The organism is Minwuia thermotolerans, from assembly GCF_002924445.1.
Taxonomy (GTDB): domain Bacteria; phylum Pseudomonadota; class Alphaproteobacteria; order Minwuiales; family Minwuiaceae; genus Minwuia; species Minwuia thermotolerans.
In genome coordinates this window covers 101,367-123,545 of record NZ_PIGG01000026.1, presented here as the reverse complement: position 1 = coordinate 123,545, position 22,179 = coordinate 101,367, and the positions used below count along the sequence as shown (strand labels likewise).

Genomic DNA, 22,179 nt, shown 5'->3' with positions numbered 1-22,179 from the left:
GCCAATGTTCCAGACAGGGAGGACGGGGGGACATGCCAAGCGTCTCGATGACGGTGAACGGGAAGGCCGTGAGCGGCGACGTCGAAGGCCGCACCTTGCTGGTCGAATTTCTGCGCGAAAAGCTGCGCCTGACCGGCACGCATGTGGGCTGCGACACCAGCCAGTGCGGGGCCTGCGTCGTGCACGTCGACGGCGAGTCGGTGAAGGCCTGCACCATGCTGGCGGCCCAGGCCGACGGCGCCGAGGTCATGACGATCGAGGGTCTGGCCCAGGGCGACAAGTTGCACCCGATGCAGGAGGCCTTCCGCGAGAACCACGGTCTGCAGTGCGGCTTCTGCACGCCCGGCATGATCATGTCGGCGGTGGATCTGGCCAGGAACAACCCGGATCCCAGCGAGAAGGAGATCCGGGACTGGCTGGAGGGCAACATCTGCCGCTGCACCGGCTACCACAACATCGTGAAGTCGATCAAAGCCGGCGCCGAGGCGATGCGCGGCTGACGGAGTTCCCATCAACGTCGGCGATTTTCAGGGAGGAAACGTCATGACGGACCAGGGTATCGGGGCAAGCGTACGCCGCAAGGAAGACCTCCGCTTCATCAAGGGGCGCGGCAAGTACACGGACGACATCGTGCTGCAGGACATGAGCTATGCGGCGATCGTGCGCTCGCCGCACGCGCACGCGAAGATCAACCGCATCGACACCTCGGCGGCCAGGGCCGCGCCGGGCGTAGTTGGCGTGCTGACGGCCGATGATTTCGCGGCCTTCGGCGGACTGCCCTGCGGCTGGCAGGTCACCGGCAAGAACGAACAGCCGATGATCGAGCCCAAGCACCCGATCCTGGCCGAAGGCAAGGTCCGGCACGTCGGGGATCCGGTCGCCGTCGTGATTGCCGAGAGCCGCGCGCAGGCCCGCGACGCGGCGGAACTGGTCGAAATCGACTACGAGCCGCTGCCGGCGGTGGTCGACATGCGCTCGGCCCTGGAGGACGGCGCCTCGGTCCATGACGAGGCCGGCGACAATCTCTGCTACGACTGGGAACTGGGCGACCGCGAGGCGGTCGAGGCCGCGTTCCGGAAGGCCGACCACGTCACCACCCTGGAACTGATCAACAACCGGCTGGTGCCGAACGCCATGGAGCCCCGCTGCGCCATCGGCGATTTCGACGACGCCTCGGGCGAACACACGCTCTACACTTCCAGCCAGAACCCGCATGTCATCCGCCTGCTGATGGGCGCCTTCGTGCTGCAGATTCCGGAGCACAAGCTCCGGGTCTACTCCCCGGACGTGGGCGGCGGCTTCGGGTCCAAGATCTATCACTACGCCGAGGAGGCGATCGTCACGGTCGCCGCCAAGGTGCTGGGCCGGCCGGTGAAGTGGACTTCCGACCGCACGGAAGCCTTCATCTCCGACGCCCACGGCCGCGACCACGTCACCAAGGTCGAACTGGCCATGGACAAGGAGGGCAGGTTCCTGGCGCTGCGCGAGCAGACGCTGGCGAACATGGGCGCCTATCTGTCGACCTTCGCGCCGTCGATCCCGACCTATCTGCACGCCACGCTGCTGGCGGGCCAGTACACCACGCCGGCGATCCTGGCCGAGGTGAAGGCGGTCTTTACCAATACCGTCCCCGTCGACGCCTATCGCGGCGCGGGCCGGCCGGAAGCGACGTATCTGCTGGAGCGGGTGATCGACCTCGCCGCGGACGAGATGGGCATGGACCCGGTCGAGATCCGGCGGAAGAACTTCATCCAGCCCGACCAGTTCCCCTACGCCACGCCGGTGGCACTGACCTACGACACGGGGGACTACGAGGCCACGCTGACCGCGGCGCTGAAGGCGGCGGACTGGGACGGCTTCGAAGCGAGGCGCGAGGAAGCGAAACGCAAGGGCAAGCTGCGCGGCATCGGCATCGCCTGCTACATCGAAGCCTGCGGAATCGCGCCGTCGAACATCGCCGGCGCGCTGGGCGCCCGGGCGGGGCTGTACGAATGCGCCACCGTCCGCGTCAATCCCACCGGATCGATCCAGGTCATGACCGGCAGCCACAGCCATGGCCAGGGCCACGAGACCACCTTCGCCCAGGTGGTGGCCGACCGCCTCGGCATCGGCCTCGATCAGATCGACATCGTGCACGGCGACACCAACAAGATCCCCTTCGGCATGGGGACCTACGGTTCGCGCTCGATCGCCGTCGGCGGCGCCGCGCTGTCCAACGCCTGTGACAAGATCGTCAACAAGGCGACGAAGATCGCCGCGCACCTCATGGAAGCCTCGGCCGACGACGTCGTCTTCGAGAACGGCAGCTTCAAGGTCACCGGCACCGACAAGCAGGTGGCCTTCGGCGACGTGGCGCTGACGGCCTATGTGCCGCACAACTACCCGCTGGACGAACTGGAGCCGGGCCTGGAGGAGACCGCCTTCTACGATCCGAAGAACTTCACCTTCCCGGCCGGCACCTATGTCTGCGAGGTCGAGATCGAGCCGCAGACCGGCGCGGTGGAGATCGTCAGCTTCCACGCCTCCGACGATTTCGGCAACGTCATCAATCCGATGATCGTCGAAGGCCAGGTCCATGGCGGTCTGGCCCAGGGCATCGGCCAGGCGTTGCTGGAAAACACCGTCTACGACAATGAGGGCCAGTTGGTCAGCGGCACCTACATGGACTACTGCATGCCGCGCGCCTACAACTTCCCGAACTTCACCGTCGACCATCAGGTCACGGCCTGCACCCACAATCCGCTGGGGGTGAAGGGCTGCGGCGAGGCCGGGGCCATCGGCTCGCCGCCGGCGGTGATCAACGCCATCGTCGACGCCTTGAAGGACTATGGCGTCAGCCACATCGACATGCCGGCCACGCCGGCGAAAATCTGGCGGATCGTGAACGGCGGCATGGCCGCGGCGGCCGAATAAGGGGGATCAGCATGTACGAATTCGAATACAGGAAGGCGAGCAGCCTCGACGAGGCGGCGAAGGCCATCGCGGCGGCCGAGGACGGCAAGATCATGGCCGGCGGCATGACCCTGATCCCGACCCTGAAACAGCGCCTGGCGAGTCCCAGCGACGTCATCGATCTCGGCGGCATCGCCGATCTGAAGGGCGTGAAGCGCGAAGGCGACAACATCGTCGTCGGCGCCATGACGACCCACGCCGCCGTCGCCGGCTCCGGCGAGGTGAAGTCGGCGATCCCCGCGCTGGCCAAACTGGTGGGCGGCATCGGCGATCCGCAGGTGCGCAACCGCGGCACCATCGGCGGCTCCATCGCCAACAACGATCCGGCCGCCGACTACCCGGCGGCGCTGGTGGCGCTGGGCGCGACCGTGAAGACCACGAAGCGCGAAATCGCCGCGGAAGACTTCTTCACCGCCATGTTCGACACGGCCCTGGAGGAGGACGAGATCATCGTGCAGGTCTCCTTCCCCATCCCGGAGAAGGCGGGCTACGAGAAGTTCGAGAACCCGGCCTCGCGCTATCCGCTGGTCGGCAGCTTCGTGGCCAGAACCTCGGGCGGCGTCCGCGTCGCGGTCATCGGCGCCGGGCCCTGCGTCTTCCGGGTGCCGGCCTACGAGAATGCGCTGTCCTCGAACTTCGCGGCCGACGCGATCCCCGAGGGCGCGGTCTCCGCCGACGACCTCAACTCCGACATTCACGCCAGCGCCGATTACCGCGCGCATCTGGTCACCGTGATGACCCGCCGGGCGGTGCAGGCCGCCGGCTGATCCACCCTTCGCCAGACACCCGGCCCGCCCGATGTCGCGGGCCGGGGCGTCGCCTGGCGCGGATGGGCAATCCTTCAACGCTCCGATAGGGTTGATGGCCTGAGAACGGCGGCGCGGGGTGCGCTGCCGGCACCCCGTCGTTCGGAGTCCGGCGACATGTCCGACATCGGCTCAGCGCTGCTGCTTGCGGCCCGTCTGGTGCTCGGCTTCGACGCCGAGCTGGTCGGCATCGTCGCCCGGTCCCTGCAGGTCAGCCTGACCGCCGTCTTCTTCGCCTCCCTGATCGGTCTGCCGCTCGGCGCGGTGGTCGCGGTCTACCGCTTTCCCGGCCGCCGCGGCGTCGTCATCCTGCTCAACGCCCTGATGGGGCTGCCGCCGGTGTTCGTCGGCCTGATGGTGTATCTCTTGCTCTCGCGCGCCGGCCCGCTGGGGGCGCTGGGACTGCTGTTCACCCCCACGGCAATGGTGATCGCCCAGACCGTGCTGATCACGCCGATCATCGCCGCCCTCGCCCGCCAGATCGTCCGCGACCTGTTCGAGGAGTACCGCGAGCAGCTCTGCTCGCTGGGCGCACGCCCGGCACAGATGGTGCCGACTCTGCTGTGGGACGGCCGGCTGGCGCTCATGACCGCGGTGATGGCCGGCTTCGGCCGGGCCACGGCGGAGGTCGGCGCAGTATTCATCGTCGGCGGCAACATCGCCCACGTGACCCGCGTGATGACCACCGCGATCGCGCTGGAGACTTCCAAGGGCAATCTCGCCCTGGCGCTCGCGCTGGGTTTCATCCTGCTGGCCATCGCACTGGGCGTGAACGCGGCGGTGGCAATGCTGGGCGGCGCGACCGCACACGGACGAGGCTGAAACGATGGGCGTGCTGCCGCTGGAACTCAGCGAAGTGAGCTTCCGCGCCGGGGGACGGACCCTGCTGGACCGCATTTCGCTGGAGATCGGCGAAGGCCCGCGCACCGTCATCCTCGGACCCAATGGCGCGGGCAAGAGCCTGCTGCTCCGAATCTGCCACGGGCTTCTGGGCGGCTTCGAGGGCACGGCCGCCTGGAAGGGCCCGGACGCCGATGCGGCCCGACAGCGACAGGCGATGGTATTCCAGAAGCCGGTGATGCTGCGCCGCTCGGTGCGCGCCAATGTCGAGTACGGGCTGAAACTCAGGAACCTGCCGTTGGACGACCGCCGGGAACGGACCCGGCAGGCGCTGGAGCGGGCCGGCCTGACCGGCCGCGCCGAACAATCCGCCAGGCAGCTCTCCGGCGGCGAGCAGCAGCGTCTCGCCCTGGCCCGCGCCTGGGCGCTGAGGCCCGACATCCTGTTCCTGGACGAGCCGACGGCGAGCCTCGATCCCGGCGCCACGGGAGCCGTGGAGCGGATCATCGACGAGATCCACCGATCCGGCGCCAAGATCGTGATGACGACCCACGATCTCGCACAGGCCAGGCGGCTGGCCGACGAGGTCATCTTCCTGCATGCCGGGCGCGTTGTGGAGCGGCGACCCGCCGCCGATTTCTTCGCCGCGCCCGAAAGCCCCGAAGCCCGGGCCTATCTCTCGGGCGAACTGCTCTGGTAACCACAAGGAGACCGATCATGCCCATCTGGCGCACGATTATCGGCCTGACAACGGCCTTGACCGTCATCACCGGGGTAGCAAGCGCCGATGACCGCTTCATCACGCTCGCCTCGACCACCTCCACGGAGAACTCGGGCCTGTTCGGTCATATCCTGCCGAAGTTCACATCGGAATCCGGCATCGAGGTCCGTGTCATCGCCGTCGGCACCGGTCAGGCCATCCGGCTGGCCAGCAATGGCGATGCAGACGTCCTGTTCGTCCACCACAAGCCAAGCGAACAGAAATTCGTGGCCGCCGGCCACGGCGTCGCGCGCCACGAGGTGATGTACAACGATTTCGTCATCGTCGGCCCCGCGGCCGATCCGGCCGGCGTTCGCGGCATGACCAAGGCGGGGGAGGCTCTGGCGAAGATCGCCGGCGCGGAGGCGCCCTTCGCCTCCCGCGGCGACGACAGCGGCACCAACAAGGCGGAGCGGGGACTCTGGCGCAAGGCGGGACAGGAGCCCCATGGCGGCACCCAGAGCTGGTATCGCGAGATGGGCTCCGGCATGGGCGCGACACTGAATGCGGCGGTGAGCATGGGCGCCTACACCCTCTCCGACCGCGCGACCTGGATCAGCTTCGCCAACCGCGGCCAACACGAAATCCTGGTCGAGGGCGATCCCGCGCTGTTCAACCAGTATGCGGTGATGCTGGTGAACCCGGCGCGTCACCCGCACATCAAGGCGAAGCAGGGCCAGGCGTTCATCGACTGGCTGCTCTCCCCCGAGGGCCAGCACGCCATCGCCGAATTCCGGGTGCAGGGTCAGCAACTCTTCTTCCCCAACGCAGGCGACTGACGCGAAAAAGATTTGGCCCGCTCGCGCAACTTCGTTACGCTGCGTCACCGAGTTACAAACCGGTCACGAAACACTATGGGAGGCAACCATGGCCTGGACGACGCCCGTCATCGAAGAAATCTGCATCGGCATGGAAATCAACGGCTACTTCCCCGCCGAGATCTGAACCTTTCGACATCGTCGAAGTGAGAGTGGCCGGCCGGTCCTGACGGGCCGGCCATTTTCGTCAGGAACGACCCGATCATGAACGAGGCCATGTCCCCTGACGCCCTGGAGGCGGCGCTGCGCGATATCGGCGCCCGCCGCTATCACAATCTGCATCCGTTCCACAAGCTGCTGCACGGCGGCGAGTTGAACAAGGGGCAGGTGCAGGCCTGGGCGCTGAACCGCTACTGCTATCAGGCGCACATACCGGCGAAGGACGCGACGCTGATGGCCCGCCTGCCGACGGCGGCGCTGCGGCGCGAATGGCGCCGCCGGATCGTCGACCATGACGGCGAGGCGGAAGGCGATGGCGGCATCGAGCGCTGGCTCGGCCTCTGCGAGGGGCTGGGTCTCGACCGTGGCTATGTCGAAAGCATGCGCGGCATCCTGCCGGCGACGAGATTCGCCGTGGAAGCCTATGTCCATTTCGTGCGCGATCAGCCCCTGCTGGAGGCCATCGCCAGTTCGCTGACCGAACTGTTCTCGCCGACGATCATCTCCGAACGGGTCTCAGGCATGCTGGCCGGTTACGACTTCGTCGACGAGGCCACGCTGGCCTATTTCAACAAGCGTCTGACCCAGGCGCCGCGGGATTCCGACTTCGCTCTCGACTACGTCAAGCGCCACGCCGTCCGCCCCGACCAGCAGCAGGCCGTGCTGGCGGCGCTGATCTTCAAGTGCAACGTGCTCTGGTCCCAGCTCGACGCGCTGTATTTCGCCTATGTGGAGCCCGGCATGATCCCGCCCGACGCCTTCACGCCGGACGGCGCACGGTGAACGGACCGGACGACAGCGCCGTACCCGTGCTGCCCCGCGGCGTGAAGCTGCGTGAGGACAAGGCGCGTGGCGGCTGGACGCTGATGGCGCCGGAGCGCGTGATCAAGCTGGACCCGATCGCCGTCGAGATCCTCGAGCGCGTCAACGGCGAACGCTCTGTCGCCGACATCGTCGACGACCTCTGCGCCAGCTTCGACGCCCCGCGCGAGCGCATCGACACCGACGTGAAGGCCATGCTCGCCAGCCTGGCCGAGAAACGGTTCCTCGACCTGTGAACGCCGGCGCACATATCGATCCGCCCATCGGCCTGCTGGCCGAACTTACCCATCGCTGCCCGCTGCACTGCCCCTACTGCTCGAACCCGGTCGAGCTCGACCGCCGTTCGGTAGAACTCTCCACCGATGAATGGCGCCGCGTCTTCTCCGAGGCCGCGGAACTCGGGGTGCTCCAGGTGCATCTGTCCGGCGGCGAGCCCACCGCCCGCGCCGACCTCGTCGACCTCGTCGCCCACTGCGCCGCCGCCGGTCTCTACACCAACCTGATCACCTCGGGCGTCGGCGTGAAGGCCGGGCGTCTCGAGGAACTGGCCGATGCCGGCCTGGACCATGTGCAGATATCCTTCGAGGGCGTGCACGAGGCTCCGGCGGACCGTATCGCCGGGCTGGACGGCGCCCACCGCGCCAAGCTCGCCCTGGCCGAGGAAGTCGTCCGGCTCGGCCTGCCGCTGACAGTCAACGCCGTCATCCACCGCGCCAATATCGATCTGGTCGGCGACATGGTGCGTTTCGCCGTCGGTCTCGGCGCGCGCCGGGTCGAGATCGCCCACGCGCAGTACTACGGCTGGGCGCTGAGAAACAGGAATGCGCTGATGCCGACAATCGCCCAGGTCGAGCGGGCGCTGGCAACCGTCGAGGACCTGCGCGAGAGCCTGAAGGGCCGGATCGTCATCGACGCCGTCGTCCCCGACTACTACGCGAAGCGTCCGAAGCCCTGCGTCGGCGGCTGGGGCCGCCGCTCGCTGAACGTCACGCCCTCGGGCAAGGTGCTGCCCTGCCACGCTGCCGAGACGATCCCGGGGCTGACGTTCGACAATGTCCGCGAAAAGCCGCTGGCGGAGATCTGGAGCGGCGGCCAGGCCTTCAACGCCTTCCGCGGCACGGACTGGATGCCGGAGCCCTGCCGGAGCTGCGACCGGCGCGAGATCGACTTCGGCGGCTGCCGCTGCCAGGCGCTGGCCATCGCCGGGGACGCCGCCGCGACCGATCCCGCCTGCGAGAAGTCGGATCAGCACGAGAGGCTGCGCGCCATGGCCGGGACGGCCGCCGACAGCCATGTCGGCGAGTACGATTACCGGCGGTTCCTGTAGGCGCTGCCGAGAACGCCTGCCGCCGTGGCGGACCGACGGCGCCAGAATTCGGACAGCGCTCGAGCCGGCCATACCACCCCTCGCGCGCCGGTCCGTTACCGGAAGCTCGAGTTCTTGGACGCGTGACCGCCGTCGACGGTGACGATGGTGCCGGAAATGTAGGACGCCCGCGCGGAGGCGAGGAATGCGACCACGTCTGCCGTCTCGCGGACCGTCGCGGCGCGCCCCAGCGGCAGCTTGTCCATCATCTCCGACCAGCGTTCGGCGTCGCCCAGTTCCTGCTCCGCCACCGTGCGCAGCATGGTGCGGATGCGCTCGGTCAGCACCGCGCCAGGATTGACGCCGACGATGCGGATGCCGTCGGCCAGGCTGGTCCCGCCCATGGTCTTCGTGAAGGCCATCAGCGCGGCGTTGCCGGTCGAGCCGGCGACATAGGACGAATCCGGATTCTCGCCCGCCATGCCGATGACGTTGACGATCACGCCCCGGCCCCGCGCGGCGAAGCGGGCGTAGTAGTCGCGGATCATGTTGATGTAGCCGAAGACCTTCAGGTCCCAGGCCTTGCGCCAGGTGGCCTCGTCGACGCGATCCAGCGTGCCCGCGGGAATGGCGCCGGCGTTGTTGATCAGGATGTCCGGCTCGGGGCACTCGGCCGCCAGCGTCGCGATGGCCGCGCTGTCGGAAAGGTCGAGGGCGCTGGTGGCCACGGGGACATGATAGGTCATGTCGATGATGCGCTTCGCCTCGGCCAGCCGGTCCGGGTCCTGCGAGACGAGGTGCAGGCTCGCGCCCTCCTGTGCGAAGACCTCGGCGCAGCCGAAGCCGATCCCGCGGCTGGCGCCGGTGATCAGCACGGTCTTTCCCTTCAGATCGAGATCCATCTTTCCCCTCCCCCGAGATCTTCGTTGAACCGCCTCCCGCCTTCGGCTAACGGAGCGGCCATGACTGTTGACGTGATCGATCATATCGCGCCGCTGGCCGAGCGCCATGACGCGTTTCTCTTCGACCTGTGGGGCGTGGTCCACAATGGGATCGAGGCCTATCCCGGCGCGCTGCGCACCCTGGCGGCGCTGACGGCGCAGGGCAAACGCGTGCTGCTGCTCTCCAACGCGCCCCGGCTCGGCACGGTGGTCGATCCCTTCCTGGCCAGGATGGGCGTCCCGCGGGAACATTACGACCGCGTGGTGGCTTCCGGCGACCTGGTGCGGGCGGCGCTGGAAAGCGGCGCGGTCGACGTCGGGCGGCGCTTCCTCTTCTGGGGCAAGGGCCCGGACCGCACCATCACCGAGGGGCTCGATCTGGAGGAGACGGACAGTCTGGGAGACGCCGACTTCATCCTCTGCGGCGGGCTGAACAACGACGAGACCGAGACCGTCGACGACTACGCCGGCGCGCTGGCGCAGGCGAAGAACCGCGGCCTGCCCATGGTCTGCGCCAATCCGGACTACGAGGTGATGCGCGGCCACGAGATGCTGCCTTGCGCCGGCGCGCTGGCGCAGGCCTATCAGGACATCGGCGGCAAGGTGCACTGGTTCGGCAAGCCCTACGGGGTCGCCTACGATTACTGTCGCCACGAACTGGGCGATATCGCCCCGGACCGGATGCTGGCCGTGGGCGACACGCTGCGCACCGACATTGCCGGCGCCACCGCCGCCGGCATCGCGGGCGTGCTGGTGACCGGCGGCATTCACGCGCGCGAGGTGATGGCCGAAGGGCGGTTGGACGAGGCGGCGCTGATCCGCATCTGCGCGGCGGCCGACCTCTGGCCGGTCGCCGCCATGACTCAGCTCGAGTGGTAGGCGCAGGCGCGATTTCACTCCCCGCCGGAATGCTCTAACCTCCTGCACGGGGAGGACCGTGATGCAGAAGAAACCCGCGAACACGCTGGCGGACGTTGTCGAGATCGAGAAGACGCCGTTCACCGAACTACTGCCGGCCGACAACATCTACGCCGCGCTCCGCCACTCTGCCGAGCGCCATCCGGACCGCCCGGCGATCTGGAACCTGGCGCGCGGCGAGCTGGCCGACGAGCCCGAGAAGATCACCTATCGCGACCTGTTCCGGCGCGTGACGCAGACCGCAAACATGCTGCGCGGCCTGGGCGTCGGCGAGGAGGACGTGGTCACCCTGCTGATGCCGATCGTACCGGAAACGCACTACCTGCTGTGGGGCGCGGAAACGGCGGGCATCGTCAATCCGGTGAACCCCTTCCTGGAGCCGGAGCACATCGTCTCCATCTGCAAGGCGGCGGGCACGAAGGTGATCGTCGGCTGCCATCCCTCGATCAGCCCCGACCCCTGGCCGCGGATCGAGGCGGTGCGGAAGGAAATCCCCGGCCTGAAAGTGATCCAGGTCGGCGGCAGCGGCGCCGATGTCGACGGGGACGTGATCCTCTACGAGCAGGCCATGGAAGGCGTCGAGGCCGGGCGGCTGACCTTTGCCCGCGACTTCGACATGCACGGCACGGCGGCGCTGTTCCACACCGGCGGCACTACCGGCGTGCCCAAGCTGGCGCGGCACACCCAGAAGGGTCTGATGCTGCAGAGCTGGAACTACGGCAACGCCATCCCGCTGGACGACCTGCACGCGCCGATGGGCCTGCCGCTGTTCCATGTCGGCGGCGCCACCGCCTGGGGCGCGATGCCGTTCCTGTGGGGCCACACCATCACCCTGCTGGGATCGGAGGGATTCCGGAACCCGAACGTGGCCCGCGACTTCTTCGCCAACGCGGCGCGGCTGAAGTGGAACCTGATCCCGGTCGTGCCGGCCATATGGTCGATGCTGCTGCAGCAACCGATCGAAGAGCACGACCTGTCGTCGCTGCGCTATGGCGCGGTGGGCGGCTCGACGCTCTCCGTCGAGGTCGCCAATCTCGCGACCCGCAGACTCGGTGTCCCGCTGGTCGAGGGCTGGGGCATGACCGAGACCCATGGCTTCTCGGCCTCGAACCCGTTCGAGGGCGAGGTCCGTGTGGGCTCGATCGGCTTCCGCCTGCCCTTCAACGAGATCCGCGTGGTGCGCACCGACGACGATGGCCATATCGAGGGCGACTGCAAGATCGACGAGATCGGCCTGGTGGTCTGCCGCGGCCCGCAGATATTCGGCGGCTATCTCGATCCGGTCCATGACGGCAAGGCCTGGCTGGACGGCGAATGGTTCGACACCGGCGATCTCGGCCGCATCGACGCCGACGGCTATATCTGGCTGACCGGCCGGTCGAAGGACCTGATCATCCGCGGCGGCCACAACATCGATCCGGCGACCATCGAGGACATCCTCTACCAGCACCCGGCGATCGAGCTGGCCGCGGCAGTGGGCCGGCCCGACCGGCGCGTGGGCGAGTTGCCCGTCGTCTTCGTGCAGTTCGCGAGGGGCCGTTCGGCCACAGAGGACGAACTGAAGGGCTTCGTCGCCGAACGCATCACCGAACGCGCGGCGAACCCGGTCGAGATCATCCCGATCGAGGAGATGCCGCTCACCGGCGTCGGCAAGATCTTCAAGCCCTCGCTCCGGATCGAGGCGGTGCAACGCGTCTTCGACCGCGATATCGGCATGCTCGCCAACGAACTGGGCGCCGAGATCATGGTCGAGGTCCGCCAGGACAAGGTCCATGGCACGCTGGCGGCGATCACGGTGAAGGACGGGCCGCCGGAGACCGAGGAGCGCATCCGCGAGACGGTCGGCGGCTACGAGACCCGCTTCGAGATCGGGCGGGGGTAACACACGCGCCGTCACCGCCCGGTTTGTCCGGGCGGTCCATCGGCCCCGCATATGGATTGCCCGGCTGAACCGGGCAATGACGAGCACTGGACTACGCTCCGATCGTCTCCGGCGCTGCGAGAGTCAGGATACCGAGAACGGCGAAGATCGCCGCCGCCGCCGCGCGGATCGCACCCAGCGGCAACCGCTCCGACAGCGCCCCGCCCAGCAGCACCGTCGGCGCATTGACCGCCAGCATGCCCGCCGTGGTCCCGATCGTGACGATCAGAATGGAATCGAAGCGCGCGGCCAGCACCACGGTCGCGAGCTGGGTCTTGTCACCGATCTCGACCAGGAAGAAGGCGGCCGTCGTGGCGAGGAACGGCCCGAAGCGGCGGCGCGGTTCCACATTCAGGTCGTCTGCCTTGTCGGGAATGAGTGTCCATCCCGCCATGGCGAGGAAGGACAGCCCGACGATCCACCTGAGCCACGCCCCGTCCAACAGTTCCGCCGCCGAGACGCCGACCAGCGCGGCCAGACCATGATTGGCGAGGGTGGCGACAAGGATGCCGGCGATCACCAGCGCCGGCGCGCGGAAACGCGCGGCGAGCACCAGGGCCAGCAGCATGGTCTTGTCGCCGATCTCGGCCAGGGCGACCACGCCGGCGGAGACGATCAGTGCTTCCATGGGCGTTTCGAATCGTGTCTATATTCGTCCGATTTGTTGCGCGACATTTAACGTCTGGGCGCTCGCTGGATGTCGTGCTCGAAATTCTTTATCTTCAAATATCAATGATTTGGTTAGAAAATCTGTCGAAAAACCAAACAAGTTGGGATTTTCTTTATAGTATTCTATTACATTTTTCTCTTGCATTCTTACGACACGATGAATATCGGAGATATACTCATATCCTAGCCGATCAATATCGACAAGCAGGCGATGATTTAGGTTCGGAGAAGTTGGCATGTTTGGTATCAATAATTTCTGATATACTTCCAGTGATTTGTCATTTATCGGCATTTTTAGAACATTAGAACTCAACTCATTGTAGATTGATTCAGACTGTGCTTCATATTCACTTGATTTGGGGGACTGGTCTATTATTGGCTTTTTCGTCTCAGCAAGGATGTTATTTTTATGCAATTCCATAATATCGGCAAGTCTAAGAACCATTTCGTTTATCTTCTCCACCTTCCTTTTTTCCTCACAAAAACGATATGCTGTCCAATCTATGTACTGCCTACGTAACGCCTCTCTTACTAATTCATCCTCTGAATCATCAGTCATTCTCTTTCTATCGTGAATAAATTTTATTGGAAATATTCGACTATAAGATAAATCAACTTGATCAGATTTTAAAAACTCAAAAAATTCTCGCCTACATTCATTGCTGGTAAAAAACGATGGGCTCAAGATTGGCACTAAAAAATATGATGAAACAAGTGTTAAATCAATGGCACTTCTCCATAAATCTCCCCAACGAATATTCTTTCTATCATGAAACACCTCCACATCTTCGCCAGATTGAAGTCGCAGCTCGCGCTGAATTTGCTCAAATACCCAACTCAATTCACCACTAGAATTATCAAAATCCCTATGCGCATAGCAGAAAAATCCGACCACTTTTGTAGACATAGTAAATCTCTCGCATAGATATTTAAATCAGCCTACCAGTTCCATCACCTTCTCGAGCTGGGCGAGCTGGCCGGCAGCGTCGAGTTTCGGATCGAAGCGGACGGTGACGCCGCCAACGCCGGCGGCGGCGTAGGTCTCGAAGCGCTTCCGCACCATCTCCGGCGTGCCGACGGCGCCGAACTCGGTGATCATCGCGTCGGGGACGATCTTCGCCGCCTCGTCGCGGCAGCCCTCGATCCAGAGCCGCTGGATCTCCTTCGCCTCGTCCTCGAAGCCGGAACGCTGAAAGGCCTCGTTGTAGAAATTGGTCTGCGCCGAGCCCATGGCGCCCATCTGGAAGGCGATGCCGGGCCGGCGGGAATCGATCAGCGCCTCGACATCCTCCCCGATGCCGACCGAGCAGGCCGCGTTGAGATGAATGTCGGCGAGGCTGCGCCCGGCGCGTTCCGCACCCCGGCGGATATAGGCCAGGTGCGCTTCCGGATGGTCCGGCGAGAAGGACGTGCCAAGCCAGCCGTCCGCTGCCTCCCCGGTATATTCGAGGGATTTCGGCCCCAGGGTGGCGAGGTAGATCGGGATCTCCGTCGGCGGGAAGTCCAGGCGGATCGCCTTTCCTTCCCCGCCCGGCCTGGGCAGGGTGATGGTCTCGCCGTCGTATTTCAGCTTCTCGCCCCGGAAGGCCATGCGGACCACGTCGACCGTTTCCTTCAGGCGGGTGAGCGGCTTCCGGTAGTCCCGGCCCTGAAGGCCTTCGACGACCTGCGGGCCGCTGACCCCCAGCCCCAGGATGAAGCGCCCGCCCGACAGGCTGTGGAGCGAAAGCGCGGTCATCGCCGTCATGGAGGGGACGCGCGCGCTGATCTGCATGATGCCCGTGCCGAGCCTGATCCGGCTGGTCCGGGCGGCGAGATAGGCGAGCGAGGTGGCGGCGTCCTGCCCCCAGGCCTCCGCCGACCAGGCGCAGTCGACGCCCATGGATTCGGCCGCCTTCACGAATTCGGCCACCGCGCCCATGCCGCTGCGGTCATAGCCGCCGACGCTGATGGAAACCTTGAGCAGCGCCATGGCTCAGCCCTTTCCGAAGTTCTTCACGCGTTCGGCGACGTCCGGCGACCGGCCCGGGCTGTGCACGCGCTCGAAGGCGAGCGCGTCGCTGTGGCCGCGGTTCTGGCCCTCGTTGACCAGCATCTTGTCGCCGCGCAGCGTGTGCCAGGAGTTGGCAAGGAAGCCGCGGGCCATCTTCACGACGTGATCCTGCAGTTCCTCGTCGGGCACCCATTCGACAGCGAGGCCGATCCGCACCGCCTCCTCGGCGTCCACCGTGCGGCCGGAGTACATCATCTCCTTGGCGCGCTGCACGCCGACGCGGTCGGGCAGCCGGCGGCTCATGCCCCAGCGCGGGGTCATGCCCCACTTGCCGTGCGTATCCGCGAACTTCGCCGACGACCCGGCGACGATGATGTCGACGGCCAGCGCCAGTTCCAGCCCACCGGTGTAGCAATGGCCCTGCACCGCACCGATCACCGGCTGCGGCAGGGTCTCGATGAGGTCCACCGTGTCCGACTGATAGTTGGGCGCCGGCGCTTCCTCGCCCGACTGGATCGCCTTCAGGTCGTTGCCGGCGCAGAAGGAGCGGCCTTCGGCGCGCAGGATGACGACGCCTATCTCGTCCTGCTGGCGGTGCAGGGCGTCGACATGGGCGCGCAGTTCCATGACCAGTTTCGGCGAGAGCGCGTTCAGCGCCTCCGGCCGGTTCAGCGTGAGTATGCAGAGACCGTCGTCATCGGTCCGCTCGACCAGCGCCATCGTTGTGTCCTCCCTCTCCCCGTGTCAGTCCCCTCGCCAGCGGCGCGATGGCCAGGCCGAGGACCGCGCCGTTCAGGATATGCCAAAGGAAGTGGGTTCCGACAGGCCAGAGATCGCAGAGCCGCTCGTCGATCGAGCGGAAGATGAAGGAAGGAACGAAGACGGCGACGGCGGCAGCGATCCAGCCCCAGGCCGGATGACCGCGCCGCCAGAGCCAGAACGACAGGGCCAGGCCGGTGACGAAGGGCCCGAGATAGAACGCGCCGGGCACGGGCAGCCGTCCCAGCGCCACCGCGGCGGCGATCATGAAGGCCGGCCAGACCAGCGCTGTGTACCAGCGCATGCCCAGCCACCGGCGCGCGCCGGCGTAGACGGTGGCGAGGAGGCAGAGCGAGAGCGCCGCGGTATCGAGGGCGCCGCCCCAGCCCTGGGCGGTGGTGTGCCACAGGAAGCTGCCAATGCCGGTCGCGACCAGCAGGGCTGCGGGAATCAGGAAATACGGATCGCTTCGTACGCCACGCCGCCCGGCGATGCGCCAGAGCCAGATGGCGGCAATGATGAAAGCTAGGTTGGTGACGGCGTTGAGCGGTTCGTTCCAGAAGCCGTAGGCCGTGCGCTCGCAATAGGCGTCGACGAATTCGTTCATGCCGCCGATCAGGCGGCAATGTCAGCGGCCGGTCAAGCGCCGGCCGGTAACCGTCTGTTTCAGGCCGCGCGGGCGGTCTGGCGCTCGGCCATCCAGGCCCGGGCGCGGCGCTGGGCCTCGGCGATCTCGGCGGCGCTCATCATTTCGGCCATTTCCTGGCGCTCGGCGCGGGCGCGGGTATCGCCCGACATCGCAGCCAGGTTGAACCACTTGTGCGCCATCACCAGCGCGTCCGGGCCGTTCTCGGTGGCGTAGACAAGGCCCAGGCGGTACTGCGCGTCGCGATCGCCGGTTTCGGCGCGGATCATCAGGTCGTCGGCGAGATTCGGATCAAAACGTCCCATGTCGTTGGTTCCTTCCCGATCGATGCGGCTTCCGCCGCGTCATCGGGAGGATCGTGGGCCCGAAAAGGTTAACGCCCGGTAATCCTGACGTCACCGAAAGGTTAATTCGCGATCCTTTCCGAGGCGGTCGCGCCGGTCGCCCGCATCAGATCGTCGAACGTGGCCGGAAAGACGCAGTGCGGGTGGCCGGCGGCGGCGTAGACCGTCACGAATCGGGCCAGCGACGCATCGATGGCAATGGGAACCGGGCTGACATGACCCAGAGGCGCGACCCCGCCGATGGTGAAGCCGGTCTCGGCACGGACGAACTCCGGCGTTGCCCGGTCCAGTTCGTCGGGCAGGTCGAGGACTTCCCGCAGCGCATCGGTGTCGCAGGTACGGTCGCCCGCGATCAGAGCCATGACCGCCTTGTCGCCGGCGCGGAAGACCAGCGACTTCACGATCGCGCCCAGTTCGCAATCGAGGGAGCGCGCCGCGTCCTGCGCCGTCCGCGCCGTCTCCGAAAGCGCCCGAATCGCCGTGTCCAGCCCGGCCTCCCGCAGCGCGTTCTGGACGCGCTGGACCGGTTCGCGTTGCAGCAGCTTCTCGCCGTTGCTCATGGCACCTCGAAGCCCTTCTTCACCGCGTCGCGCGACCAGATGCGGTCGTACCAGCGCTTCAGGTTCGGGAAGTCCTCCAGCTTCATGCCCTGCCACTCATGGCGCGCAATCCACGGGAAGGTGGCGATGTCGGCGATGGTGTATTCGCCGGCGGCCAGCCAGTCCCTGTCGGCGACACGCTTGTCGAGCACGCCGTAGAGGCGCGCGGTCTCGTTGGTGTAGCGGTCGATGGCGTAGGGGATCTTCTCCGGCGCGAAACGGCGGAAATGATGCGCCTGTCCCATCATCGGACCGACACCGCCCATCTGCCACATCAGCCACTGCATGGTCTCGTGGAAGGCGCGCGGTTCGGCAGGCAGGAACTTTCCCGTCTTCTTCGCCAGATAGATCAGGATGGCGCCGGTCTCGAAGACCGAGATCGGCTCCCCGTCCGGCCCCTCGCTGTCGACGATGGCGGGGATCTTGTTGTTGGGGCTGATCTTCAGGAAGTCCGGATCGAATTGCTCGTCCTTCGCGATGTTCACGGGATAAACCTGATAGTCGAGCCCGCATTCCTCCAGCATCACGGAGACCTTGCGGCCGTTGGGCGTGCCCCAGGTGTAGAGTTCGATCATCGCTGCGCTTCCTTCCCCTATTGTCTAGGCGCCGTCCAGCGCCTGCATCAGGTCCGCGATCAGGTCGTCTGCGTCCTCGATCCCGACCGACAGACGCAGCAGGTCGTCCGGCGCCATCGACGTCGGCCCCTCCACCATGCGGCGGTGTTCCACCAGGCTCTCGACCCCGCCCAGCGACGTCGCCCGGCGGAACAGCCTGAGCCCCGCTTTCACGCGATACGCCCTCTCCTGCCCGCCGCCGGTCAGCACCGACATCATCGATCCGAAACCGCCGGTCATCTGCCGCTTCGCGATCGCATGGCCCGGATGGCTCGGCAGGCCGGGATAGAGAACCGTGACGTCGCCGCGCGCCTCGAGCGCCTCGGCGATGCGCATGGCGTTCGCGGCAGCGCGTTCGACCCGGACGGCGAGCGTCCGCATGCCGCGGGCCAGCAGCCATGCCTCGAACGGCCCGGCGATGGCGCCGCCCTTGTGGCGCTGGACGTGGGCGCCCTGCCAGAGCGGATCATCGGCATTCCCGGTCACCAGCGCGCCGGCGACCACGTCGGAATGGCCGTTCAGCGACTTCGTGGCCGAATGCATGACATAATCCGCGCCGAGTTCCAGCGGCCGGGTGAACAGCGGCGTCGGCACCGTGTTGTCGACGCCCAGCTTCGCGCCCGCGGCCCGGCAGGCCTCCGCCACGGCGGCAAGGTCTGTCACCTGCCAGAGCGGGTTGGCCGGCGTCTCCGCCCAGACCAGCTTCGCCGGCCGTTCCTTCAGCGCAGCGGCATAGGCGTCCGCATCGTTGGCGACGAAGCGGACGTTCAGGCCGAAGCGCTCGCCGAAATCCTGCAGCCAGGCCTTCAGCCCGAAATACATCACCTCCGGCGCGATTACGGAATCCCCCGACCTCAGCGACTGGAACAGCGCCACCGCCGCCGCCATGCCGGAGGCGTAGAGCATGGCCTCGGCGCCGCCTTCCAGCTTGGCCAGCATCTCCTCGGCCAGGGTGTAGCCGGGGTTGTCGTCGCGGGCGTATTCCGCCCCGCCGGGCAGGGTCAGGTCGGCGTCGCGCTCGTAGGTCGTGGCCGGATAGATCGCCGGCGCCAGGCCGCGGCTCGCCGGCTCGACATGACCCAGCGCCTGGGCCAGGTAGGTCGCCGGCTTGTCCGAACCGGCGCTCATGCGCGTTTGGCGAACTGGTTGTCGCCGAACAGGTTCTTCTTCTCGGCCTCGCCCATCTCGTCGGGCTTGCGGCGCAGTTCCCGGCCGAGATCGACGCCCCGGCGCACCGCGGGCCGCTGCTTGATCGCCTCGTACCAGCGGCGGACATTCGGGTAGTCGTCCATGGCCACGCCCTGCTGGCGGTGCACCATGAACCATGGAAACAGCGCCATGTCGGCGATGGAATAGTCGCCGGCGGCGTACTCCACCTCGCCCAGACGCCGGTCGAGGACGCCGTAGAGGCGGTTGGACTCGTTCAGATAGCGCTGCTTCGCGTAGGGGATGTCCTCGGTAGCGTAGAGACGGAAATGCCCGTTCTGGCCGAACATCGGGCCGACGCCGCCCATCTGCCACATCAGCCACTCGATGGCGCGGTAGCGGCCGCCGGGCTCGGCGGGCAGGAAGCGGCCGGTCTTCTCCGCCAGGTAGATCAGGATCGCGCCCGATTCCATCAGGTGCCAGGGCGCGCCTTCGGGGCCGTCATTGTCGACGATGGCGGGCATGCGGTTGTTGGGGCTGATCTTCAGGAAATCCGGCTCGAACTGCTCGCCCGCGCCGATATTCACCGGGACCATGCGGTAGTCCAGCCCGCATTCCTCCAGCATGATGGAGATCTTCCAGCCGTTCGGCGTCGGCCAGTAGTAGAGATCGATCATATGCTTCCGTCCCGCATGCACTGTCCTTTGCCCGCGCTTCGTGATATGGCGCGATCCGCCCGCCAAGTGAACTGAAGAACCGGAGACCGTCAACATGGCTATCGACCGCGATGCACTGATCGACGCGCTGGAGCGCATGGGCGACGCCGATGACGCGGCCGCCGCCGCCGCGGCGCGCGAGGCGCAGTCGATGCTGGAGGCGGCCGACCTGGGCTGGGACGAGATCATCGACCCGAACCTGGGCCAGCAGGCCGAGGCCGCGCCGAAGCTCGACATCGGCGAGGACGACAGGTCTGTTCTCAAGGCCATCGACGCCCTGCTGGCGCGTCCCGGCCTTTACGAAGGCACCGCCGAGGACCTGCGCGAACACCGCGAGGAACTGGAGCGCGGCGAACTCGACCCCGAAGACCGCCGATACATCCTGACCCTCTACGAACGCGTCGCCTGACGCTCGCGGTTCAGGCCGCCGAGATCTGCGCCGGACGGCGCAGGTCTTCCGCGAGGCCCCGCCCCATGAGATCGATGAAGTTGTCGCAGTAGAACCGCTCGACCGCACGCGCCGGCGTGTCGGCCAGCGAGTCGCCGAACCGCTTGAGCGGGTTCCGGCCGCCCTCGATATGCGGGAAGTCGGAGGAGAACATCGTCACCTCCTCGCCCGCATTGGCGATGATCCAGCTCACATCCTCGTGCGGATAGGGCGCGGCGCGGAACTGCCGGCGCACGATCTCGGAGGGCTTCGCGCTCAGCTTCTGCAGCCGCTCCTCGTTGCGGATGAAGGCGTGCGCGGCCGAATCCATCGCCCGCATCCAGCCCGGCACCCAGTTCGCGCCCAGCTCGATCGCGCCCCATTTCAGGGCGGGGAAACGGTCGAAGACGCCGTCGAAGATCAGCGTCGCGCCGGTCTGCATCACCGCCTCCGGGATCGGCATGTAGCTGACGGAGGTGAAGTTGTCGTCGCCGCCGTGGAAGTCCTTGACCGGCGGCAGGCCGTTCTCCTTGTAGGCCGGGTTCAGCTTCTGCTCGCCGCCGACATGGAACAGGACCGGCAGGCCGGCTTCCTGGGCCATGGCCCACAGCGGGTCCAGGCCGACATGGCTGGGGCTATGGTTCTGCGGGCACTTGGAGGGCACCATCAGGCCCTTCGCGCCCAGTTCGATCGCCTCGGCCATGCAGGCGCGGGCGCGCTCGAATTCCTCCAGCGGGATATAGGCCGTCGGCAGCAGCCGGCGGTCGACGGAACAGAAGTCCGTCATCATCCGGTTGTGGGCGCGGGCGGCGGCGTAGCAGAGCTCCATGTCGCCCGATTGGTCGAGCTCGAAATTGCCGAGGCAGAAGGTGGTGAAGACGAGCTGACTGGCGAAGCCCATGTAGTCCAGCGCCTCGCCGCGGTCGTCACGGATGAAGGCGCCGTGGGCGTCGTAATTCTTGCGCAGCATCACGTTCTCGTTGGCAGCGGCGCGGAACTCGGGGTCGGCATGATTCGCCTTCGCGGCCTCGACCGCCGCCTCCTGCTGGGCCTTGCGCCTCAGATAGCCCGGCGTCGCGTGCAAGCGCGCCCTGAGGCGCTCTTCCAGGTACGGGTCCAGGCAATCCGCCGTCTCCATCAGGTGGCTGTCGGCATCGTGGATGATGCGGCCTTCGGCATATGGCATGGCGTCTCTCCCCGTGGCGGCGGCGCCCGGAAGCCGGGCCGGCCGCTGATACTGTTCCGCAGTTTCCCCGAGACGACCGGCAGCGGTCAACTGACCGACGGCACCGTGATCCAGGTGGCGAAGGCGCTGGCGACGACACGATCGTCGGGGCCGAGCACCGCGGAGCCCGCATAGGCCTTGCGGCCCTCCATCCCTTCGCGCCAGGCCAGCACGGTGCACCGGTCCCCGGCTCTCACCCGGCCGGTCACCTCGCCGACGATACGGCCGAGCAGCATGCTGCCGCCGGTCTCGCCGTGCCAGGCATGGGCGCCGGGGCAGTCCAGCGCCGCGAAGACGTAGCGCTCCAGGATGAAGCCGTCTTCGTCGGCCATGTTCGCATGCGGGTCCCACCTGGCGGCGGCGAGGTCCCGCCCCGCCACGGGCGAGGCGAAAACGCGCAGCCCTTCGCCCGGGGCGTTGTCCACGCCGCAGACAAAGCAGTGCGGGATGGGGCTGTTCCGTGCGCCCGGATAATGAGGTAGCGCCGCCTCGATCTCCGCGTCCGTCGGTTTCTCGGGAACCCGCAGCGAGAAACGGCCCGGCCGCACCGAACCGATCAACTGGTCTTCGCGGCGCAGGTCGAACCCTTGGTCGGCCCCGACAAGGTCCAGCGGCGTCTCCAGCGGCGGCGGCGCGCGCAACGTGATCTCCGCCGGCCCGTCGATCAGCTCCGCCAGCAGGCCCGCGATATAGCCGCCATTGGCCGATTTCGACGGCCCACGGAATCGCTTCTGAATGACGATCTGCTGCATGTTTCAGCCCTCCCCGCTCTCGTCCCGAATCCCCCAGCGCCCTAAC

At 66.7% G+C, this 22,179-nt stretch carries 24 protein-coding genes and 1 pseudogene; 12 read left to right on the top strand and 13 right to left on the bottom strand.

Features of this window, described 5'->3' with window-relative positions:
- Positions 1-32: 32 nt before the first annotated feature.
- From CWC60_RS06285 to pqqE, 9 genes and pseudogenes are all read left to right on the top strand, one after another.
- Complete coding sequence (locus CWC60_RS06285) at positions 33-500, top strand: (2Fe-2S)-binding protein (protein ID WP_109793139.1); 468 nt, start codon at positions 33-35, stop codon at positions 498-500.
- 43 nt (positions 501-543) lie between these two features.
- Positions 544-2,913, top strand: coding sequence for a xanthine dehydrogenase family protein molybdopterin-binding subunit (locus tag CWC60_RS06280; protein ID WP_109793138.1), 2,370 nt, complete (start codon positions 544-546; stop codon positions 2,911-2,913).
- Positions 2,914-2,924: 11 nt separating this feature from the next.
- Positions 2,925-3,719 carry an FAD binding domain-containing protein gene (locus CWC60_RS06275; protein ID WP_109793137.1) on the top strand — a complete coding sequence of 265 codons (795 nt, stop codon included), beginning with the start codon at positions 2,925-2,927 and terminating at the stop codon, positions 3,717-3,719.
- A gap of 156 nt (positions 3,720-3,875) precedes the next feature.
- Positions 3,876-4,580 carry an ABC transporter permease gene (locus CWC60_RS06270; RefSeq protein ID WP_109793136.1) on the top strand — a complete coding sequence of 235 codons (705 nt, stop codon included), beginning with the start codon at positions 3,876-3,878 and terminating at the stop codon, positions 4,578-4,580.
- A gap of 4 nt (positions 4,581-4,584) precedes the next feature.
- Entirely contained in the window at positions 4,585-5,298 is a 714-nt protein-coding gene (locus CWC60_RS06265) for an ABC transporter ATP-binding protein (RefSeq protein ID WP_109793135.1), read from the top strand.
- A gap of 17 nt (positions 5,299-5,315) precedes the next feature.
- Positions 5,316-6,137 carry an ABC transporter substrate-binding protein gene (locus CWC60_RS06260; protein ID WP_109793134.1) on the top strand — a complete coding sequence of 274 codons (822 nt, stop codon included), beginning with the start codon at positions 5,316-5,318 and terminating at the stop codon, positions 6,135-6,137.
- A gap of 88 nt (positions 6,138-6,225) precedes the next feature.
- The gene (pqqA, locus tag CWC60_RS24355; RefSeq protein WP_109793407.1) at positions 6,226-6,303 is read left to right on the top strand and encodes a pyrroloquinoline quinone precursor peptide PqqA; all 78 of its coding nucleotides are present in this window, start codon (positions 6,226-6,228) and stop codon (positions 6,301-6,303) included.
- A 77-nt stretch (positions 6,304-6,380) separates the two neighbouring features.
- Positions 6,381-7,393: pseudogene (gene pqqC, locus CWC60_RS06250) on the top strand (pyrroloquinoline-quinone synthase PqqC).
- On the top strand, positions 7,390-8,484 hold the full coding sequence (gene pqqE / locus CWC60_RS06240) for a pyrroloquinoline quinone biosynthesis protein PqqE (RefSeq protein WP_109793131.1): 1,095 nt from the start codon (positions 7,390-7,392) through the stop codon (positions 8,482-8,484). The pseudogene pqqC and the gene pqqE overlap by 4 nt, the downstream one beginning before the upstream one ends.
- Before the next feature lie 95 nt (positions 8,485-8,579).
- On the opposite strand, the gene CWC60_RS06235 is transcribed toward pqqE, so the two are convergent.
- Positions 8,580-9,365 (bottom strand): SDR family oxidoreductase, encoded by a 786-nt coding sequence (locus CWC60_RS06235; protein ID WP_109793130.1) that lies wholly within the window; start codon positions 9,363-9,365, stop codon positions 8,580-8,582.
- A gap of 60 nt (positions 9,366-9,425) precedes the next feature.
- Between CWC60_RS06235 and CWC60_RS06230 the strand changes: the two genes are divergently transcribed.
- Together CWC60_RS06230 and CWC60_RS06225 are read left to right on the top strand one after the other, a co-directional pair.
- Positions 9,426-10,283: a TIGR01459 family HAD-type hydrolase gene (locus tag CWC60_RS06230; RefSeq protein ID WP_109793129.1), complete on the top strand. Its 858-nt coding sequence runs from the start codon at positions 9,426-9,428 to the stop codon at positions 10,281-10,283.
- A 61-nt stretch (positions 10,284-10,344) separates the two neighbouring features.
- Positions 10,345-12,204 (top strand): acyl-CoA synthetase, encoded by a 1,860-nt coding sequence (locus CWC60_RS06225; RefSeq protein ID WP_109793128.1) that lies wholly within the window; start codon positions 10,345-10,347, stop codon positions 12,202-12,204.
- 91 nt (positions 12,205-12,295) lie between these two features.
- Here CWC60_RS06225 and CWC60_RS06220 read toward each other — a convergent pair whose 3' ends face one another.
- The 10 genes from CWC60_RS06220 to CWC60_RS06175 form a co-directional block, all read right to left on the bottom strand.
- Positions 12,296-12,871: a TMEM165/GDT1 family protein gene (locus tag CWC60_RS06220; RefSeq protein ID WP_109793127.1), complete on the bottom strand. Its 576-nt coding sequence runs from the start codon at positions 12,869-12,871 to the stop codon at positions 12,296-12,298.
- 18 nt (positions 12,872-12,889) lie between these two features.
- The gene (locus CWC60_RS06215; RefSeq protein WP_109793126.1) at positions 12,890-13,819 is read right to left on the bottom strand and encodes a toll/interleukin-1 receptor domain-containing protein; all 930 of its coding nucleotides are present in this window, start codon (positions 13,817-13,819) and stop codon (positions 12,890-12,892) included.
- Between the two features lie 27 nt (positions 13,820-13,846).
- The gene (locus CWC60_RS06210; protein WP_109793125.1) at positions 13,847-14,884 is read right to left on the bottom strand and encodes an LLM class flavin-dependent oxidoreductase; all 1,038 of its coding nucleotides are present in this window, start codon (positions 14,882-14,884) and stop codon (positions 13,847-13,849) included.
- Between the two features lie 3 nt (positions 14,885-14,887).
- Positions 14,888-15,625, bottom strand: coding sequence for an enoyl-CoA hydratase/isomerase family protein (locus CWC60_RS06205; RefSeq protein WP_109793124.1), 738 nt, complete (start codon positions 15,623-15,625; stop codon positions 14,888-14,890).
- Positions 15,600-16,271: a ceramidase domain-containing protein gene (locus CWC60_RS06200; protein ID WP_109793123.1), complete on the bottom strand. Its 672-nt coding sequence runs from the start codon at positions 16,269-16,271 to the stop codon at positions 15,600-15,602. The genes CWC60_RS06205 and CWC60_RS06200 overlap by 26 nt, the downstream gene beginning before the upstream one ends.
- A 59-nt stretch (positions 16,272-16,330) precedes the next feature.
- A complete protein-coding gene (locus CWC60_RS06195; RefSeq protein WP_109793122.1) occupies positions 16,331-16,615 on the bottom strand; it encodes a hypothetical protein in 285 nt (94 codons plus the stop codon).
- A gap of 101 nt (positions 16,616-16,716) precedes the next feature.
- Positions 16,717-17,214, bottom strand: a complete 498-nt coding sequence (locus tag CWC60_RS06190; RefSeq protein WP_109793121.1) for a YbaK/EbsC family protein — start codon at positions 17,212-17,214, stop codon at positions 16,717-16,719.
- Positions 17,211-17,828, bottom strand: a complete 618-nt coding sequence (locus CWC60_RS06185; protein ID WP_109793120.1) for a glutathione binding-like protein — start codon at positions 17,826-17,828, stop codon at positions 17,211-17,213. The genes CWC60_RS06190 and CWC60_RS06185 overlap by 4 nt, the downstream gene beginning before the upstream one ends.
- Positions 17,829-17,852: 24 nt before the next feature.
- Positions 17,853-18,995, bottom strand: coding sequence for a trans-sulfuration enzyme family protein (locus tag CWC60_RS06180; RefSeq protein WP_109793119.1), 1,143 nt, complete (start codon positions 18,993-18,995; stop codon positions 17,853-17,855).
- Positions 18,992-19,690 carry a glutathione S-transferase family protein gene (locus CWC60_RS06175; RefSeq protein WP_109793118.1) on the bottom strand — a complete coding sequence of 233 codons (699 nt, stop codon included), beginning with the start codon at positions 19,688-19,690 and terminating at the stop codon, positions 18,992-18,994. Before CWC60_RS06175 ends, CWC60_RS06180 begins: the two co-directional genes overlap by 4 nt.
- Before the next feature lie 94 nt (positions 19,691-19,784).
- On the opposite strand from CWC60_RS06175, the gene CWC60_RS06170 reads away from it, so the two are divergent.
- Positions 19,785-20,138, top strand: coding sequence for a hypothetical protein (locus CWC60_RS06170; protein WP_109793117.1), 354 nt, complete (start codon positions 19,785-19,787; stop codon positions 20,136-20,138).
- Positions 20,139-20,148: 10 nt separating this feature from the next.
- On the opposite strand, the gene CWC60_RS06165 is transcribed toward CWC60_RS06170, so the two are convergent.
- Entirely contained in the window at positions 20,149-21,342 is a 1,194-nt protein-coding gene (locus CWC60_RS06165) for an amidohydrolase family protein (RefSeq protein ID WP_109793116.1), read from the bottom strand.
- Positions 21,343-21,428: 86 nt separating this feature from the next.
- Positions 21,429-22,133, bottom strand: coding sequence for a hypothetical protein (locus CWC60_RS06160; RefSeq protein ID WP_109793115.1), 705 nt, complete (start codon positions 22,131-22,133; stop codon positions 21,429-21,431).
- Positions 22,134-22,179 lie beyond the last annotated feature (46 nt).

Excerpts from the sequence above, each read along its gene's own strand:
- CWC60_RS06285 (WP_109793139.1), top strand. The coding sequence starts at position 33 with ATGCCAAGCGTCTCGATGACGGTGAACGGGAAGGCCGTGAGCGGCGAC.
- CWC60_RS06280 (WP_109793138.1), top strand. The coding sequence starts at position 544 with ATGACGGACCAGGGTATCGGGGCAAGCGTACGCCGCAAGGAAGACCTC.
- CWC60_RS06275 (WP_109793137.1), top strand. The coding sequence starts at position 2,925 with ATGTACGAATTCGAATACAGGAAGGCGAGCAGCCTCGACGAGGCGGCG.
- CWC60_RS06270 (WP_109793136.1), top strand. The coding sequence starts at position 3,876 with ATGTCCGACATCGGCTCAGCGCTGCTGCTTGCGGCCCGTCTGGTGCTC.
- CWC60_RS06265 (WP_109793135.1), top strand. The coding sequence starts at position 4,585 with ATGGGCGTGCTGCCGCTGGAACTCAGCGAAGTGAGCTTCCGCGCCGGG.
- CWC60_RS06260 (WP_109793134.1), top strand. The coding sequence starts at position 5,316 with ATGCCCATCTGGCGCACGATTATCGGCCTGACAACGGCCTTGACCGTC.
- pqqA (WP_109793407.1), top strand. The coding sequence starts at position 6,226 with ATGGCCTGGACGACGCCCGTCATCGAAGAAATCTGCATCGGCATGGAA.
- CWC60_RS06235 (WP_109793130.1), bottom strand. The coding sequence starts at position 9,365 with ATGGATCTCGATCTGAAGGGAAAGACCGTGCTGATCACCGGCGCCAGC.
- CWC60_RS06230 (WP_109793129.1), top strand. The coding sequence starts at position 9,426 with ATGACTGTTGACGTGATCGATCATATCGCGCCGCTGGCCGAGCGCCAT.
- CWC60_RS06225 (WP_109793128.1), top strand. The coding sequence starts at position 10,345 with ATGCAGAAGAAACCCGCGAACACGCTGGCGGACGTTGTCGAGATCGAG.
- CWC60_RS06220 (WP_109793127.1), bottom strand. The coding sequence starts at position 12,871 with ATGGAAGCACTGATCGTCTCCGCCGGCGTGGTCGCCCTGGCCGAGATC.
- CWC60_RS06215 (WP_109793126.1), bottom strand. The coding sequence starts at position 13,819 with ATGTCTACAAAAGTGGTCGGATTTTTCTGCTATGCGCATAGGGATTTT.
- CWC60_RS06210 (WP_109793125.1), bottom strand. The coding sequence starts at position 14,884 with ATGGCGCTGCTCAAGGTTTCCATCAGCGTCGGCGGCTATGACCGCAGC.
- CWC60_RS06205 (WP_109793124.1), bottom strand. The coding sequence starts at position 15,625 with ATGGCGCTGGTCGAGCGGACCGATGACGACGGTCTCTGCATACTCACG.
- CWC60_RS06200 (WP_109793123.1), bottom strand. The coding sequence starts at position 16,271 with ATGAACGAATTCGTCGACGCCTATTGCGAGCGCACGGCCTACGGCTTC.
- CWC60_RS06195 (WP_109793122.1), bottom strand. The coding sequence starts at position 16,615 with ATGGGACGTTTTGATCCGAATCTCGCCGACGACCTGATGATCCGCGCC.
- CWC60_RS06190 (WP_109793121.1), bottom strand. The coding sequence starts at position 17,214 with ATGAGCAACGGCGAGAAGCTGCTGCAACGCGAACCGGTCCAGCGCGTC.
- CWC60_RS06185 (WP_109793120.1), bottom strand. The coding sequence starts at position 17,828 with ATGATCGAACTCTACACCTGGGGCACGCCCAACGGCCGCAAGGTCTCC.
- CWC60_RS06180 (WP_109793119.1), bottom strand. The coding sequence starts at position 18,995 with ATGAGCGCCGGTTCGGACAAGCCGGCGACCTACCTGGCCCAGGCGCTG.
- CWC60_RS06175 (WP_109793118.1), bottom strand. The coding sequence starts at position 19,690 with ATGATCGATCTCTACTACTGGCCGACGCCGAACGGCTGGAAGATCTCC.
- CWC60_RS06170 (WP_109793117.1), top strand. The coding sequence starts at position 19,785 with ATGGCTATCGACCGCGATGCACTGATCGACGCGCTGGAGCGCATGGGC.
- CWC60_RS06165 (WP_109793116.1), bottom strand. The coding sequence starts at position 21,342 with ATGCCATATGCCGAAGGCCGCATCATCCACGATGCCGACAGCCACCTG.
- CWC60_RS06160 (WP_109793115.1), bottom strand. The coding sequence starts at position 22,133 with ATGCAGCAGATCGTCATTCAGAAGCGATTCCGTGGGCCGTCGAAATCG.